Here is a 15,657-nt window from a genome sequence, read left to right as displayed (position 1 = left end):
ATGGACGTCATGCCCACCACCGCTCTCGCGCGCCCGCTGCGCCTCGGCAACCTCGAGGTCGCGACGCCGGTCGTGCTCGCCCCGATGGCCGGGGTCACCAACGCCGCGTTCCGGCAGCTGTGCGCGGAGCAGGGTGCGGGCCTGTACGTCTGCGAGATGATCACCTCGCGCGGCATCGTCGAGGGTGACGCGATCAGCCTGCGGATGCTCAGCTTCGCCGAGGCCGAGACGGTGCGCTCGGTGCAGCTGTACGGCATCGACCCGGCCTATATCGGCAAGGCCGTCCGGATCCTCTGCGCGGAGTACGGCGTCGGGCACGTCGACCTCAACTTCGGGTGCCCCGTCCCCAAGATCACCCGCAAGGGCGGCGGGGCGGCGCTGCCGTGGAAGGCCACGCTCCTGGGCGAGATCCTCACCGAGGCCGTACGCGCCGCGGAGCCGTACGCCGTCCCGGTGACGATGAAGACCCGCAAGGGCATCGACGACGACCACCTCACCTACCTCGACGCCGGCCGCATCGCGCAGGATGCGGGCTGCGCGGCGATCGCGCTGCACGGTCGTACGGCTGCGCAGCACTACTCGGGCACCGCCGACTGGGACGCGATCGGCACGCTCAAGCAGGCCGTCGACATTCCCGTCCTCGGCAACGGCGACATCTGGGAGGCCTCGGACGCGCTCGCGATGGTCGAGCAGACCGGCGTCGACGGCGTCGTCGTCGGACGCGGCTGCCTGGGCCGGCCGTGGCTGTTCCGGGACCTGGCCGCGGCGTTCTCCGGCGACGACGCGACCGCACTCCCGACGCTCGGCGAGGTCGCCGGCTGGATGCGCCGGCACGCCGAGCTGCTCGCCGTCGACATGGGGGAGGAGCGCGGCTGCATCGAGTTCCGCAAGCACGTCGCCTGGTACCTCAAGGGCTTCCGCGCCGGTGGTCGCATGCGCCACGCGCTCGCAACGATCTCGTCGCTCGCCGACCTCGACGCGCTGCTGGCCGACCTCGATCACGACGAGCCGTACCCGGTGGCCGAGCTCGGCACCCCGCGCGGACGCCAGGGGAGCCCCAAGAAGGTCGCGCTGCCCGACGGCTGGCTCACCTCGCGAGAGGTCGGGCACATCGACGCCGCAGCAGAGGACGCGACCTCCGGAGGCTGAGCGGGTCTCGCCGTCCCGCTAGGGACGCCGATCCACCGGCACACCCGCGCGGAGGACCGTCCGCGGCCGCGACTCGTCCCAGAGCACCTCGACGTCGTCGATCGGGTCGGCGCCGAGCACCACGAGGTCGGCGGGTGAGCCCACCGCGAGCCGGCCGAGCTCGGGCCGCTGGAACAGCGCGGCGTTGACCGTCGTGATCGAGCGCAGCAGGTCCTCGGGCGTCTGCACCTCCGCCTGCAGCTGCAGGCCGCGCAGCTGATCGTCCTCCAGGTCGCCCATCAGGTCGCTGCCGAAGCCGACGGGGACGCCTGCCGCCGCGGCCAGCACGATCGCCTGCCGGCCCGAGTCGAGCACCTCGGCGTTCTTGGCGCGCCCCACCGCCGACAGCCCGACCTCGTCCGCACGCCGGGCCATGGAGTCGTACGTGACGAGGGTGGGCACGAGGTAGGCGCCGTGCTCGGCCATCGCCAGCGCCGCCGTCTCGTCGATGAGGTTGCCGTGCTCGATCGAGCGGACGCCGTGGGTGACCGAGTGGATGACGGCCTCGCTCGAGTAGGCGTGCGCGGCGACGTAGCTGCCGCGCCGGGTCGCCTCGTCGACGACCGCGGCGACCTCGTCCGCGGAGTACTGGGGGATGCGGATCGGGTCGACCGGCGACACGACACCCCCCGACGTCATGATCTTGATGACGTGGGCGCCCTGCTGGAAGCGGCGACGGACCGCGCGCCGGAGGTCGTCGACCCCGTCCACGATCTCGTTCATGTGTCCCTCGTGGAAGCACACGTCGAGGTCCGCAGGGCGTGGGTCGCCGTGCCCACCGGTCTGGCTGAGCGCCGGGCCGCTGTAGAGGTAGCGCGGAGCGGCGACGAGCTGCTGGTCGAGCGCCTGGGCGAGGCCTGCGTCGCCACCGGCCACGTCGCGGACCGTGGTGAAGCCCCGAGCGAGGCGGGCTCCCAGGCGGCGCGTCGCGTTGATGGCGACGAAGCTCATCGCGCGACGCTCGAGCTCGAGGCCGCCCATGCACGTGCTGTACGCGTGGAAGTGGGCGTCGAGGAAGCCCGGCACGACGGTGGCACCGCGAAGGTCGAGAACCGCGGCGTCGCTGCGTCCGACGTCCCCGATCTCCCGGACGACCCCGTCCTCGACCAGGAGGTCGCCCTCGACGACGGTGCCGCTCTCAGGGTCACGGAACCGCCCGTCCCGCAGGACCAGGGTGCCGCGGCCGTGCGACGTGACGGACATCAGCGCCTCCTGGGCGGGTCGTCGGCAGCACGGCTCGGACAGGTGAATGCTACTGCCGCCGTCGGCTGCTGCGGCGGGCTCAGGACTCGCCGCGCTCTTCTCGGGCCTGGCGCGCGAGGGTCAGCTGCGCGGTCGCGAGGGCGCGGACGTCTGCGGCGTCGAGGGAGTAGCCGTGGGCCGCGACGGGCCCGTCGGGCGTGTGCACGACGATGTCGGCGACTCCGCGGAGGCGCTGCAGCGGCCCCTGCTTGATCACCACGGACTGCGTCTTCGCATGGGGGACGACGTCCGTGCGATGCATGATCCAGCCCGACTCGGTCACGAACGCGTGCGCGTCCGAGCCGGCCGACCGGAAACGCCAGCCGACCGGGGCGAAGACCGCAGAACGCCGCGGCGCGCGGACACGGGGGATGCGGACGTGGTCCACGTCGGTGAAGAGCTCGCCCAGCACCATGCGGACCTCGTCCGGGGTGGCGACCGGCAGCAAGGTCGCGCTCCCGGACTCGTCGGAGTCGTTGGACCCACCGGCGACGGTCACCTCGGCGCGTTCGAGGTGCAGCGGCCGCCACAAGGCGGCCTGGCGGACGACGACGGCCTGCACGCGGTCGTACGGGATGGTCTGCGCGATCCGTGAGAGCAGACCGCGTGTGACGTGCAGCCCGGTGGGCGCTCGACGCAGGGTGAAGCTCCACTGCGCCACGACCCGAGACATGATGACCTGGCCGGCCCACAGCAGCAGCGGGACCACGCCGAACACGATGACGCCGGGAAAGACGACCCCACCGACGACGAGCGCGGTGAGGAAGAGCGCTGGCGCGAGGAACTCGGCGGACACGACCGTCGCCACGACGAGGCGCAGCGGCGGGACGACGAGGATCGGTGGTGAGAGGTCGAGGTGCGGGACGGTGATCGGTGCTTCCGTCGATGCCGCGGTGCCGTCGTCCGCCCCGCCGAGCGAGGGAGCTGCCGCGCGGCCCAGGGCATCCGTGGCGCCGGCGCCGGCGACAGACGCCGGCACCGCGTCGCGCACCGCCTGCGAGCCTGCCTCGTACGCGCGCTGGAGGAGGAGGTGGCGCAGGCGGTCGGCCTCGCTCTGACGGAGGTACTGGAGGGCGACGCGCGAGTCGTCGCCGCCGGCGAGCTCGATCCTGAGCTCGCAGAGGCGGAAGATCCGGGCGGCGAACGGCTCGGCGATGTCGACGGCCTGGATGCGCTCGTACGGAGCCCGTCGTGACGAGCGGGTCAGGATGCCGCGCTCGATGCGGATCTCGCGACCGTCGATGAAGTAGCGGGTGAACCGCCACGACAGGTAGCCGAAGGCCACGCCGAGGAGTGCCGCCGCGCCCACGATCGCCAGCCCGATCCACAGCATCGACAGCAGGCTGCGGCTCTCTCCGCCCTCGACGAGATCGCGCCCGAACGCGAACAGGCCCGCGGCGACCCAGAGCCACACGCGCACCAGGGCGCTGGCCGGGTGCGTCCGCTGGCCGACTGCGGCTGCCGGCTCCGGGGACGGCGGGGGCAGCGGCTGATCAGATCCCGGAGCCACGGGTCTTCCCGAGCTCGGTGAGGCGGTCACGGAGCCGGGTCGCCTCGCCGGCGGGGACGCCGGGGATGGCGGCCGAGGTGCTCGAGCTGGCCGTGTGCAGCGAGACCTTCGCGATCCCGTACGACCGCTCGAGCGGGCCGGCGGTCACGTCGACGTACTGGACCCGGCCGTACGGGACGGCCACGATCTGCCGCCAGGCGACCCCGTGCCGGATCCACAGGTCCTCGGCGTTCTCGGCATAGCCCCATGCCGCCTGGTTCCGGGCCGACCACATCCAGCCCCACACGGCGACGGCGACGGCGGCGGCGCCCACGAGGCCCACCAGCCACCACCACTGGAGCGTGAGAGCGACGATGGCCATCACCACTCCGGCGATCACGAGCGTCCAGACGACGGTGAGGAGCCGGTGCATCGTGCGGAGCTTGGGTGAGACCGGGTGCCAGGTGTCGGCGGGTGGTGCGAAGAGGGGGTCCACTCTTCCGACCTTATCGGGGGCTGTCCGGCGCTCCCACCGACGCGGTGGGTTGCGGGACCACCTCGACCGGGGGACCGGCCGCGGTCGCGCGGAGGGTGCCGTACCGCTCCATCCGCTGCCACCTCAGCCGGAGGCCCGCGACCGAGGTCCACACCGACTGGATGACCACGAGGTACATCAGCTGGCGGTAGACCACCTGCTGGAGGGCGAGCGTCCACAACGGCGCGAGCCGCTCGCCGTCGAGCCGGAACGCGTACACGCTCGTCGCCAGCTGCAGACCCAGGAACGCGAGCCACAGACCGATCACGTTGAGCGGGTCGAGGAAGATCAGGCCGTAGATCGCGAAGACGTCGACGATCGGCGCCAGGAGCGGCAGCAGGACCTGGAAGAGGGTCAGGTAGGTGAGCCCGCGGCGGCCGAAGCGCCCGGCTCGTCCCCGCTGGACGAACGCACGGCGGTGCTTCCACATCGCCTGCAGCGTGCCGTAGCACCAGCGGTAGCGCTGCCGCCACAGCGCGTCGAGCGTGGCCGGCGCCTCCGTCCACGCCCGCGCGTCCTCCTGGTAGACGACGCGCCAGCCCGCGCGCAGCAGCCCCATCGTGAGGTCGGTGTCCTCCGCGAGCGTCTCGTCGCTGACGCCACCGACCGCCAGCAGGGCGCCGCGCCGGAAGGCGCCCACCGCGCCAGGGACGGTCGGCATGCACTCGGCGAGGTCGAACAGCCGGCGGTCGAGGTTGAACCCGACGACGTACTCGATGTGCTGCCAGCGCCCGAGGAGGCCGGTCCGGTTGGCGACCTTGGCGTTGCCGGAGACCGCGCCCACCTCGGGGTCGCGGAACGGCACGACGAGGTGTCGGATCGTGCTGGGCTCGAAGACGGTGTCACCGTCCACCATCACGACGATCTCGTGGGACGCGGCGGCGATGCCGGTGTTGAGCGCAGCGGGCTTGCCGGCGTTCTGCTGCCGGATGAGGCGGACACCTGGAAGCCCGAGCCGCTCGACGATGTCGGCGGTGTCGTCGGTCGAGCCGTCGTCGACCACGACAATCTCGACCTGGACGTCCGAGGCGACCAGGGAGCGTACGGCGGCTTCGATCCCGGCGCTCTCGTTGTACGCCGGGACGACGACGGTCACCGGCGGGCACTGCGCAGGCGTCGGGATCGGCCCCCACCGCTGCGGGCTGCGGCGGCGGTGGCGCCGCGCGGCGACGACGAGGAGCAGCGACCTGCCGACGGCGAGCGCACCGGCGGCGAGCAGCATCACGGTCAGGATGCGCAGGATCCACGTGCTTGCGGTGAACGCGAGAAGGAGCGTGCGTCCCTGCAAGGTCTGCGAGGCCGTCGCGTCACCCGTGGCGCCGGTCAGGCGCGTGGTCTCGCCGACGGTGCCCACCGTGATCCCGGACTGCTCGAGCTGGGGAAGGAGCCGGTCGAGCGCCGCGACAGTCTGGCTGCGGTCGCCGCCGGCGTCGTGCATCAGCAGGATCTCACCTGCGTCGGAGGGCGGGGTGGCGTTGGCGACGATCGCGTCGACGCCGGGACGGCGCCAGTCCTCGCTGTCGAGGGTCGACAGCACCGACACGTATCCCGCGTCGCCGACCGCCTTCAGGGCCCGCCATTGGGTGTCGTCGACGGCGTCGGGCGTGGAGGAGTAGGGAGGACGCAGGAGCGAGCTGGTCGTGCCGGTCGCGCCGTTGAGGACCAGCTGCGACTCGCGGAGCTCGAGCCCGCGGCGCCAGTCGCCGACCTGGCCGAGGTCGGCGTGGGAGAAGGTGTGCATCCCGATCTCGTGGCCCTCGTCCAGGATGCGACGGGTCAGGCGGGGATGGTCGGCCATCTGTGTGCCGACGGTGAAGAACGTCGCATGGACGTGGTGCTTCGCGAGGACGTCGAGCACCTTCGGCGTCCAGCGTGGGTCGGGGCCGTCGTCGAAGGTCAGCGAGAGGGTACGCGGCTCGGGCGCGAGAGTCCGGACCTCGTCGCCGCGCGCGTCGATCACCGGCCCGCCGGACGGGACCGCAGCCGGCACGGTGGCGGTCTCGCCCGACGGCTTCACCGCGCCGTCGGCCGCGGTGCCGAACATGTGGCGCGCGTAGCCCTGCACCAGCAGCGCGGCCATCAGGGTCGGCAGCAGGACCGCGAGCAGCACCCAGTGCGCTCGGGGCCGGACGTCTCGCACCGTGCGGTGGCGCGGCGCCGCGTGCGTGTCCATGGTCAGGGAGCCGTCGTGGCCTTCGTCTTGCCCGGCGCCGCCGTGGAGCCACGCTCCTCTTCGGTCTTCTTGTGGGCGTCCTGGGCGGCGTCGCTCTTGCCCGGGGCCGTGGGTCGTCCGGTCGTCGGCGACGGTGTCGCCGGCGTGGGCGTCGTCGGGGGTGTGCTCGGCGCCGGCGCGGTCACCTGCTCGGTGGGCGACGGCGTGGACGGCGGCGAGCCCTCCGTCGGTCGGTCGTCGTCACGCGGCTCAGACGGGGCGTCGGACGGGCTGTCGGAATCGGCAGCCGGGGCTGAGGCGTCCGACGGGCTCTCGTCCGCACCGGTGGACTGGCCTCCACGCTCGGACCGAGGAGGCTCAGACTGCGCCGGCGCCGCTGCCTCGGGCACAGCGGGAGGCAGGAGCGCCGACGGGAGCGACGGCCCGCCGAGGACGCTGCTGCCGAGCGCGACGACGTACGCGGCCGCAGGCAGGGCCAGCACGAGCGCCCAGCGGCGGGCGCGGTGGGCACGCCTGCCCGAGGCGTCGACGAACACCGGCTCGGAGGCCGGGGTGGACGACGCGCTCGTGTGGCGCTCGGGGGTAGCAGTCACAGCAGACGAATCTATCAGCGGGCTTCAACCGCGAGGAAGGCTCGGCGCGTGGCGAAGTATGTGGCGCCGCGATGCTTGGGAGTGCAATTCAGGGCGTGCGTCGCAGTCGGCGCGAGACCGTGGGCCATGGTCTCCAAGCGCTCAGTGGTTCTTCTCGCCGCCGGCATGGTGTGCGGGCTGCTCGTCGGCGGTACGACCGCGTACGCGGTGTCGTCGGCCAAGACCGTCAAGGTCTGTGTCACGAAGGCCGGTGTCGTCCGGTCGGCGAACGAGAAGGGGAAGTGCCCGAAGCGGACGAAGAAGCGCGCTGTGGCGGTGCGAGGTCCGGTCGGCCAACGGGGTGTGCGGGGCCCGGCGGGAGCGGCAGGTACGGCCATGGCCTGGGGCTCGATCACGGTCGACGGAAAGGTCGTGCCCGGGTCGTACCGGATCAAGGCCGTCCGACAGGACAATGCTGCCTACCAGTACTGCGTCCAGCTCTCCGTGGCCCTGCCGGAGTCGCGGCTGGCCGCTGCACAGCTGCGTACGACCAGCGGGCCGGGTGGGTTCGGCCACCTCGAGGTAGGGCTGCCGAACTGTCCGGCCGGATGGCTGGACATCTCCACCTGGCGGCTGAGCACTGGGGGATTCGGGGCAAGCCCGGAGCCGTTCAGCATCCTCGTCCCCTGAGGTTCGATAACGGTTCGCGCCAACCCATGGACGAATAAGTCTTCCTCGGCAACAATAAGCGCAAGCCCGACCCTGGGCCGTCTCCACTTCACTCGGATCGTGCGGCACGTTCCTGCCGCTGAAGGGATGTATCCAGCATGGCATCAGTCAGCTTCCAGAAGGCGACCCGCGTCTTCCCGGGCCAGGAGCGCCCAGCCGTCGACCAGCTCGAGCTCGAGGTCGCAGACGGCGAGTTCCTCGTCCTCGTCGGCCCGTCGGGCTGCGGCAAGTCCACCTCGCTGCGCATGCTCGCAGGGCTCGAGGACGTCGACGCCGGCCGGATCCTCATCGGTGACCGTGACGTCACCGACCTCCCGCCGAAGTCCCGCGACATCGCGATGGTCTTCCAGAACTACGCGCTCTACCCGCACATGTCGGTCGGCGAGAACATGGGCTTCGCGCTCAAGATCGCCGGCACCTCGAAGGCGGAGATCAAGACGCGCGTCGCCGAGGCGGCCGAGATGCTCGGACTCACTGAGTACCTCGACCGCAAGCCGAAGGCCCTGTCCGGAGGTCAGCGTCAGCGCGTCGCCATGGGACGCGCGATCGTACGCTCGCCGCAGGTCTTCCTCATGGACGAGCCGCTCTCGAACCTCGATGCCAAGCTCCGTGTCCAGACCCGCGCCCAGATCGCGCAGCTCCAGCGCCGCCTCGGCACCACGACGGTCTACGTCACCCACGACCAGGTCGAGGCCATGACGCTGGGCGACCGGGTCGCCGTCATGAAGGACGGCGTCCTGCAGCAGATCGACACGCCGCGCGCGACGTACGACAAGCCAAACAACGTCTTCGTCGCGGGCTTCCTCGGTTCCCCGGCGATGAACCTCATCGACGTCGAGATCACCGAGGGCGGGGTGAAGGTCGGCGACACCGTCGTCCCGATGTCTCGCGAGGTGCTCTCGCAGACCAGTGCCTCGGCCGTCACGCTCGGCGTCCGCCCGGAGGACATGACGCTCGGCGACCACGGCATCGCGACCGTCGTCGACGTCGTCGAGGAGCTGGGGTCGGACGCGTTCGCGTACGGCCACACGAAGCACGGCGACCAGGACCAGCCGCTCATCAGCCGCGTCAACTGGCGTACGCCGCCGCGCATCGGCGAGGTCGTCCACCTGACCGTCGACCCGGAGCGCGTGCACGTCTTCTCGAAGGAGACCGGGCTGCGCCTCGGCTGAGCCTTCTTCCCCGATTTGGCGCGTTCGACAAGGAACGCCAGCCCGGATTCCTTGTCGAAGGCGTCAAATCGGGGACGAGAGGGCCGTCAGAAGCCCTGCCAGTCCGGCTTGTGGGCGAGGGTGTGGCGGTAGTAGTCGGCGAACTCGAGCCGGGACGCCGCCGCCTCGTCCACGAACACGGTCGCGTGCCGGTGCCACTGGAGGATCGACGCGGGGCAGCGAGCCGACAGCGGACCCTCGACCGCCGCGGCGATCGCTTCGGCCTTCGCGGAGCCGGTCGCGACCAGGACGAGGTGGCGGGCGCTGCTGATCGTGCCGAGACCCTGGGTCAGGACGTGCGTCGGCACCTCGTCGACCGAGTCGAAGAAGCGTGCGTTGTCCTCGCGCGTCTGCCGCGTCAGTGTCTTGGGGCGGGTCCGCGAGGTCAGGGACGACATCGGCTCGTTGAAACCGACGTGTCCGTCCGTGCCGATGCCGAGCAGCTGCACGTGGACACCGCCCGCCGCTGCGATCGCGGCGTCGTAGCGCGCGCACTCGGCGGCGAGGTCGGCGGCGGTCCCGTCGGGGGAGAAGACCCGTGCGGGGTCGATGTCGACGTGGTCGGTCAGCTCGCGGCGGATCACCGCCGCGTACGACTCCGGGTGCGAGAGGGGAAGCCCGACATACTCGTCGAGCAGGAATGCGGTGGCACCGGCGAACGAGAGCCCGTCTTCGCGGTGGCGGCGGATCAGCTCCTGGTACGCGACCAGCGGCGACGACCCCGTGGCGAGCCCGATCACCGGCGCGGGGCCACGCAGCACCGCCTCGTACACGTCTGCCACGTGTCGCCCGATCTCCTCGCCGGACCCGCAGATCACGACCTCCACGTCGTCGTCCCCTTCGTGCTCGTCGCATCGGCGTTCGCCTCGGTCGCCAGCTCGGCCGCCCCGAGAGCGGCGGCCGGGTAGTCGACCGGAAGGGCCACCGTACGCTCCCGCAGCCGCAGGCTCGCTACGAAGGGTGACACCGCCTCGTCCGAGCCCAGCTGTGCGCGCAGCGGCTCCATGACCCGGTCGCCGAGCCGCATCACGCCGCCCGTGAGCACCACGCGTGCCGGATCGACGCTGAGCGTGACGATGCGAATGGCCTCGCAGAGCCAGTGGACGAAGGTGCCGCGGACCGCGATCGCCTGCTCGTCGCCGGCGTCGGCCGCGTCGAACACGGCGATCGGCAGCGGACCCGGCCCGTCGTACGGCCACTGGCGGGACAGCCCTCGGCCCGACGCGTACAGCTCGAGACAGCCGTGCTGCCCGCACGTGCAGAGCGGGCCGTCGTCGACCACCGACAGGTGGCCGACCTCGCCGACCACGCCGTGCGCTCCGCGCCGCATCCGCCCGTCGAGGACGAAGCCCGCGGCGAGACCGGTGCCGACCGAGAGCAGGGCGACGTCCTCGGGCTCGCCCTGTGCGCGCAGCCAGGTCGCCACACCGCGCGCGGCAGCGTTCACGTCGTTGTTCACCGTGACGGGCACGGAGAGCGCTCCCGACAGCGCGCCGCGCAGGTCGAACGGCTCGTGGATGTCGAGGTTGACGGCATTCGCGAGAATGCCGTCGCCATCGACCGCGCCGGGGATGCCGGCACCCGCGGCCAGCAACACGGTCTCCGGAGGGAGAGCCTCGAGGAGACGCTTGACGACGTCGAGGGCCGTCGAGACGACACCGGCGGGCCCGAGCACCGTGGGCATCCGAACCTCGGCCAGCACCTCGTCCGGCGACTCGGCGTCGGACGCGATCCCGTGGATCTTGGTGCCGCCGATGTCGAGTCCGATCGTGACGGCGCTCATCGAGCCTCTCCGGTAGGTCCGGGCGTCGCCCGGGTGGTGGGTGTGGTCGCGGCGCGGATCGCGTCGCCGACGGCGCGTGAGGGCGGCAGCGCCGACCCCCATCCGCGGACGACGTGGGGGAGTGCGTCGATCTCGGGCGACGGCCACCCGAGCTCGACCACGAGGGTGTCGGGGCGAGCCGCGACGAGCGAGACGAGCCACTCCCACGTGGGCGGTGTCGCGGCGGCGGAGCGTGCGACGACGACCACAGGGCCGTCGTGCGCGACGATGCCCTCGAGCGGCGGCACGTCGGAGGTCGCCGAGACGACCGTGGCGCCGCTCAGCCCGAGGTCTCCCCAGGCGGCATCACCGACGGCCATGTTGGAACCCGTCTCCAGTCGGACGATCAGCGGGACGCCCGGACGCAGCGGAGGCAGGTCGTCGAGGGCCGCAGCGGCGGCTCGCCGTCCCGCGGCGAGTCCGGCCTCGACGACTGCTGGATCAGCCGGGACGAGCCCGGTCCCGTACGCCGCGGCCAGCGCGTCCACGCGGGCAGCCGCATCGTGCAGCCGCTCGGCGGCGAGCGTACCGGCGTCCACGGCGTCGACCAGCGCATCGACCACGTCGCGGATGTCGTCGGGACCGCGTCCGCGCAACGACGGACCGATGCACAGGAGGTCCGCGCCGGCGGCGAGCGAGGCGACGGCCGCAGCGGGGATGCCGATCGTCGCGCTCGCGCCTGCCATGTCGAGGGCATCGGTGACGATCACGCCCTCGAACCCGAGGTCCTCGCGCAGCAGCCCGGTGAGGATCGCCGGGCTGAGGGTGGCGGGCAGCTGCGCGTCGAGGGCGCTCAGGACGATGTGCGACGTCATGACCGTCGCCGCGCCGGCCTCGATCGCGGCGACGAACGGCACCAGCTCGCGCGTACGGAGGGTCGCGAGGTCGACGTCGACGCGCGGGAGCGCCAGGTGCGAGTCGTCCGACGTGTCGCCGTGACCGGGGAAGTGCTTGACGCACGCGGCGACACCCCGGCTCTGCAGGCCCTGGACCCAGGCAGCGGTGTGCCGGGCGACCAACGCCGTGTCCGCCCCGAAGCTGCGGGTCCCGATGACCGGGTTGCGCGGGTTGGAGTTGATGTCGGCATCGGGGGCCAGGTCGAGCCACACACCAGCCGCTTTCAGCTCGGCACCGATCGCTGCAGCGACCGCGGTGGTCGTCGGCAGGTCGTCGGCACGGCCGAGCACGGCGTTGCCGGGGTACGGGCTGCCGGTGGCGTAGTCGAGCCGGGTGACGTCGCCGCCCTCCTCGTCGAGCGCGAGGACGAGCGAGGGTGCGGCCTGGCTCAGCGCCTGCGCGAGCCTCACGGCGTCCGCCGGATCGGCCGTGAGGTTGTTGCCGTAGAGGCAGATGCCACCGAGCCCGTCCTCGATCAGACCCGGCAGCCACGCGGGCACGTCGGCGCCCTCGAACGCACCGAGGACCACCCGGTGCGCGCTGCGGCGCACGGAGGCGTCGGCCGTCATCCCTTGACCGCCCCCGACACCATGCCGCTGGTCATCTTGTTCTGGACGAACATGAACAGGCCGATCACCGGGATCGCGACGAGCGTCGCACCCGCCATCACCGCCGGCCAGTCGATGGCCTGGTTGGACACCGTCGTCATCCCCTGCAGCCACAGGGGGATCGTCTGGTTCGCCGGGTCCATCACGACCGTGGCGAGGGTGATCTCGTTCCAGCACTGCAGGAACCCGTACACGCCGGACGCCACCAGGCCGGGTGCCAGCAGCGGGAACGTAATCGTGAAGAAGGCACGGAAGCGGCTGCACCCGTCGACCATCGCCGCCTCCTCGAGCTCCGCCGGGACACCGGCGACGAAGCCGCGCAGCATCCAGATCGTGAAGGGAAGGATCATCGCGAGATAGAGAAGTGTCAAGCCCGCGACGGTGTTGAAGAGCCCCCAGCCCGACAGCATCTTGTACTGGGAGATGAACAGGGCCTCGGCGGGGATCATCTGCACGACCAGGATCACGACGATGAACGACGTCTTGCCGCGGAGGCGGAAACGGGAGATCGCCAGGGCCGCGAGGAACGCGAACACGAGCCCGGAGCCGACGGCGAGCAACGTCACCGTGAGGCTCAGCTGCATCGCGTCCCAGAACGACGCGTCCGCCACCCGCCCGTACGCGTCGGGGCTGGTGTCACCGCCGAACGGCAGCCACGCGGGGTCGGGGGAGCGGAGACGCCCCAGTGTCTGGAACGAGCTGTTGACCATCCAGTAGACCGGGAACGCCCACACGGCGGCGATCACGATCGCCAGCGTGCTGAGCAGCGTACGGCCGGTGCGGGGGCGCCGCGTACGGGTGGTGGGGGTCGTCATGATGCGCGCTCCTCACGCAGCAGGGAACGCACGTAGCCGAAGGTCAGCCCGAGCGTGAGCAGCAGCATCACCATCGCGACCGCGGACGCGACGCCGTACTCGCTCTGCGCGATGCCGAGCTGGTAGAGGTAGGTGCCGAGGAGGTTGGTCTCGCTCACGGTGCCGCCGGCTCCTTGGAGGTACTTGATCTGGGCGAACACGCGCAGGTCCCACACGATCTGGAGCAGCATCACGATCGAGAGAACGGGACGGATGGACGGGACGATGATGTGCCGGAACCGCTGCGTGCGCGACGCGCCGTCGAGCTGGGCCGCCTCGAGCGTCTCCTCCGGCACCTGGGTCAGCGCCGCGTACAGGCTGAAGGCGACGAACGGCACGCTCATCCAGACCACGATCACGCACGCCACCAGGAAGAAGGTCCACGGGTTCGCCAGCCAGGAATAGTCCTCGAAGGACTCGAAGCCGATCTTGACGAGCAGCCAGTTGACGACGCCGTAGCGCGTGTCGAACAGCCAGTTCCAGACGGTCAGGCTCGCGATCAGCGGGGTGGCCCACGCGGCGAGCATCGAGACCTGGAGGATCAGCCGCGCGACGGTGGAGACCGACCGCATGAGGAGCGCGACGCCCATCCCGATCACCATCGTCAGCGACGCAGCGACGAAGCAGAACACGACCGAGCGGACGATGACCGCCCACGTCGTCGGGTCGCTGAGGATCGAGACGTAGTTGTCGAAGCCGATCCAGCCCGGGTCGGCCGTGCCGAACTGCTGCGCGAGGCCGAACTCCTGGAAGGACATCGCGACCTGGCGGACCAAGGGATAGCCGAGGCCGAGGAGCAGGGTGGCGAGCGCCGGGACGAGCAGCAGGTACGGCGCGGGGCGCCGCCGGCGGTTCCGTGACGGAGGGGCCGCGGGGTCGGCGCGCTCGGGGGGCGCTTCGGTGTCTGTGATCGCCTGAGCCATCGTCTGCCTGTCGTGTGGAGAGGGGGTGCGGGGCCCGTCGCGCCGGGGGAAGGTCGCGACGGGCCCCGTACGCCTGCTTACTTGTTCAGGATCTCCGCGAGCTTCGCGTCGTAGTCCTCGGCCGTCGCCGCGACGTCGGCGCCGCCGGCGATCTTGCCGAAGAACTCCTCCATGACCTGGCTGGTCTCGACCTCGGTCCAGTTCGGCGAGTTCGGGGTCAGCTTGGAGTTCGAGGCCGCGGCGACGGAGGCCTTCGCGAACTCGTCGTCACCCATCTTGGCGGTGAAGTCCGGCTTGGCCGGGCCGAGGCCGTTCTCCGCCAGCAGCGTCTGGTACTCGTCGCTGTAGATCAGCTGGAGCAGCGCGAACGCCTCGTCCTGGTTCTTGGACTTGGCCGAGACGCCCAGGTTGGACCCGCCGGCGAACACCGGAGCAGCTCCGCCGTCGGTGCCCGGGAGCGCGAAGCCACCGAGGTCGGCAGCCAGCTCCTCGGGAACGCTCCAACGCGCCCAGCTCGGCGCCATGAATGCAGCGGCCTCACCGTTGTTGAAGGGGACCCATGCCTCGGCGTCGAGTCCGTCCTTCGGGGCCGCGCTGGCGTTGTCGGAGAGGTTCTTCCACTCCTCGAGGCCCTTGACGCTCTCGGGCGAGGAGAGCTTGCCGACCCACGAGTCACCCTCCTGGACCGCGATGTCGCCGCCGTGGGCGAACATCCACGAGATGCCGTTGCGCCAGTCCTGACCGGGCACCCAGAAGCCGGAGTAGTTCTTGTCGCCGGACTTCTTCTTCAGCTCCACGACGGCCGTGTTGAACTCGGCGAGCGACGTCGGGAGGGCGATGCCGGCATCGGCGAAGGCCTTCTTGCTGTAGAAGACGTAGCGCGAACCCCAGTAGTAGGGCACCGCGAACTGCTTGCCGTCGAACGCGCCGGCCTCGACGAAGCTCTCCGGGCCGATGTTGTCACCGAGGTCGCCGACCTTGTCGGTGAGGTCGGCGAAGGCGCCCACGGAGGTGAAGGTCGGGGACTGCGTGTTGCCGACCTCGAAGACGTCGGGCGTCTGGTTCTCGTCGCTCAGGGCGGTCTGGAGCCGCGGGACGAGCTGGCCCCAGTCGATCTGCTCGATCTTGAGGTCGGTGCCCTCGTTCTGGGCCTCGTACTCCTTCTCGAGCCACGTGGTCAGCGCCTCGGGCGTGTCGGTCTCGCCGGCGAGCCAGAGCTTGACGACCGTGGTGCCCGACGAGGAGTCGTCGGAGTCCGCGCTGCCGCACGCAGTCAGGGCGAGGGCCGAGGCCACGCCCAGAACCGCCAGACGGGTCAGATTCTTCATGGTGTCTTCCTTAGAGGTGAGGGCTCCACGCGGGGGCCTTCCGGGGGTGAGGAGAGGGAGTGATGGCAGTCGAGGAGACATCGGCG

Annotated in this window: 14 protein-coding genes; 3 read left to right on the top strand and 11 right to left on the bottom strand. The window is 71.3% G+C overall.

Annotated features, from left to right (window positions below):
- The first annotated feature begins 9 nt into the window (after positions 1–9).
- Positions 10–1,149, top strand: coding sequence for a tRNA dihydrouridine synthase DusB (dusB, locus tag AB3M34_RS14560; RefSeq protein WP_370614924.1), 1,140 nt, complete (start codon positions 10–12; stop codon positions 1,147–1,149).
- 18 nt (positions 1,150–1,167) lie between these two features.
- Here dusB and AB3M34_RS14555 read toward each other — a convergent pair whose 3' ends face one another.
- From AB3M34_RS14555 to AB3M34_RS14535, 5 genes are all read right to left on the bottom strand, one after another.
- Positions 1,168–2,391, bottom strand: a complete 1,224-nt coding sequence (locus AB3M34_RS14555; protein WP_370614922.1) for a metal-dependent hydrolase family protein — start codon at positions 2,389–2,391, stop codon at positions 1,168–1,170.
- A gap of 79 nt (positions 2,392–2,470) precedes the next feature.
- Positions 2,471–3,940: a PH domain-containing protein gene (locus AB3M34_RS14550; RefSeq protein ID WP_370614920.1), complete on the bottom strand. Its 1,470-nt coding sequence runs from the start codon at positions 3,938–3,940 to the stop codon at positions 2,471–2,473.
- Positions 3,924–4,415: a PH domain-containing protein gene (locus AB3M34_RS14545; protein WP_370614919.1), complete on the bottom strand. Its 492-nt coding sequence runs from the start codon at positions 4,413–4,415 to the stop codon at positions 3,924–3,926. Before AB3M34_RS14545 ends, AB3M34_RS14550 begins: the two co-directional genes overlap by 17 nt.
- 10 nt (positions 4,416–4,425) lie before the next feature.
- Positions 4,426–6,627 (bottom strand): bifunctional polysaccharide deacetylase/glycosyltransferase family 2 protein, encoded by a 2,202-nt coding sequence (locus AB3M34_RS14540; RefSeq protein ID WP_370614917.1) that lies wholly within the window; start codon positions 6,625–6,627, stop codon positions 4,426–4,428.
- Between the two features lie 2 nt (positions 6,628–6,629).
- Positions 6,630–7,220, bottom strand: a complete 591-nt coding sequence (locus AB3M34_RS14535) for a hypothetical protein (RefSeq protein ID WP_370614915.1) — start codon at positions 7,218–7,220, stop codon at positions 6,630–6,632.
- A 126-nt stretch (positions 7,221–7,346) separates the two neighbouring features.
- On the opposite strand from AB3M34_RS14535, the gene AB3M34_RS14530 reads away from it, so the two are divergent.
- Entirely contained in the window at positions 7,347–7,889 is a 543-nt protein-coding gene (locus AB3M34_RS14530) for a hypothetical protein (protein WP_370614914.1), read from the top strand.
- 137 nt (positions 7,890–8,026) lie between these two features.
- The gene (locus AB3M34_RS14525; protein ID WP_370614912.1) at positions 8,027–9,100 is read left to right on the top strand and encodes an ABC transporter ATP-binding protein; all 1,074 of its coding nucleotides are present in this window, start codon (positions 8,027–8,029) and stop codon (positions 9,098–9,100) included.
- Between the two features lie 86 nt (positions 9,101–9,186).
- On the opposite strand, the gene nagB is transcribed toward AB3M34_RS14525, so the two are convergent.
- The 6 genes from nagB to AB3M34_RS14495 form a co-directional block, all read right to left on the bottom strand.
- Entirely contained in the window at positions 9,187–9,966 is a 780-nt protein-coding gene (gene nagB, locus AB3M34_RS14520; protein WP_370614911.1) for a glucosamine-6-phosphate deaminase, read from the bottom strand.
- Positions 9,954–10,922: an ROK family protein gene (locus tag AB3M34_RS14515; protein ID WP_370614910.1), complete on the bottom strand. Its 969-nt coding sequence runs from the start codon at positions 10,920–10,922 to the stop codon at positions 9,954–9,956. Before AB3M34_RS14515 ends, nagB begins: the two co-directional genes overlap by 13 nt.
- Positions 10,919–12,427, bottom strand: a complete 1,509-nt coding sequence (locus AB3M34_RS14510) for a glycoside hydrolase family 3 protein (RefSeq protein WP_370614908.1) — start codon at positions 12,425–12,427, stop codon at positions 10,919–10,921. Before AB3M34_RS14510 ends, AB3M34_RS14515 begins: the two co-directional genes overlap by 4 nt.
- The gene (locus AB3M34_RS14505; RefSeq protein ID WP_370614907.1) at positions 12,424–13,281 is read right to left on the bottom strand and encodes a carbohydrate ABC transporter permease; all 858 of its coding nucleotides are present in this window, start codon (positions 13,279–13,281) and stop codon (positions 12,424–12,426) included. Before AB3M34_RS14505 ends, AB3M34_RS14510 begins: the two co-directional genes overlap by 4 nt.
- Positions 13,278–14,243: a carbohydrate ABC transporter permease gene (locus AB3M34_RS14500; RefSeq protein WP_370614905.1), complete on the bottom strand. Its 966-nt coding sequence runs from the start codon at positions 14,241–14,243 to the stop codon at positions 13,278–13,280. The genes AB3M34_RS14505 and AB3M34_RS14500 overlap by 4 nt, the downstream gene beginning before the upstream one ends.
- A 77-nt stretch (positions 14,244–14,320) precedes the next feature.
- Positions 14,321–15,571: an extracellular solute-binding protein gene (locus AB3M34_RS14495; RefSeq protein WP_370614903.1), complete on the bottom strand. Its 1,251-nt coding sequence runs from the start codon at positions 15,569–15,571 to the stop codon at positions 14,321–14,323.
- Between the last annotated feature and the right edge of the window lie 86 nt (positions 15,572–15,657).

This window comes from Mumia sp. Pv4-285, from assembly GCF_041320275.1.
In the GTDB taxonomy this organism is placed as follows: Bacteria; Actinomycetota; Actinomycetes; order Propionibacteriales; family Nocardioidaceae; genus Mumia; species Mumia qirimensis.
This window is presented reverse-complemented; position numbering and strand designations above follow the sequence as displayed.

Bases quoted from the DNA above. Each gene is read 5' to 3' on its own strand.
- dusB (WP_370614924.1), top strand. From the start codon at position 10: ATGCCCACCACCGCTCTCGCGCGCCCGCTGCGCCTCGGCAACCTCGAG.
- AB3M34_RS14555 (WP_370614922.1), bottom strand. From the start codon at position 2,391: ATGTCCGTCACGTCGCACGGCCGCGGCACCCTGGTCCTGCGGGACGGG.
- AB3M34_RS14540 (WP_370614917.1), bottom strand. From the start codon at position 6,627: ATGGACACGCACGCGGCGCCGCGCCACCGCACGGTGCGAGACGTCCGG.
- AB3M34_RS14530 (WP_370614914.1), top strand. From the start codon at position 7,347: ATGGTCTCCAAGCGCTCAGTGGTTCTTCTCGCCGCCGGCATGGTGTGC.
- AB3M34_RS14525 (WP_370614912.1), top strand. From the start codon at position 8,027: ATGGCATCAGTCAGCTTCCAGAAGGCGACCCGCGTCTTCCCGGGCCAG.
- AB3M34_RS14515 (WP_370614910.1), bottom strand. From the start codon at position 10,922: ATGAGCGCCGTCACGATCGGACTCGACATCGGCGGCACCAAGATCCAC.
- AB3M34_RS14510 (WP_370614908.1), bottom strand. From the start codon at position 12,427: ATGACGGCCGACGCCTCCGTGCGCCGCAGCGCGCACCGGGTGGTCCTC.
- AB3M34_RS14505 (WP_370614907.1), bottom strand. From the start codon at position 13,281: ATGACGACCCCCACCACCCGTACGCGGCGCCCCCGCACCGGCCGTACG.
- AB3M34_RS14500 (WP_370614905.1), bottom strand. From the start codon at position 14,243: ATGGCTCAGGCGATCACAGACACCGAAGCGCCCCCCGAGCGCGCCGAC.
- AB3M34_RS14495 (WP_370614903.1), bottom strand. From the start codon at position 15,571: ATGAAGAATCTGACCCGTCTGGCGGTTCTGGGCGTGGCCTCGGCCCTC.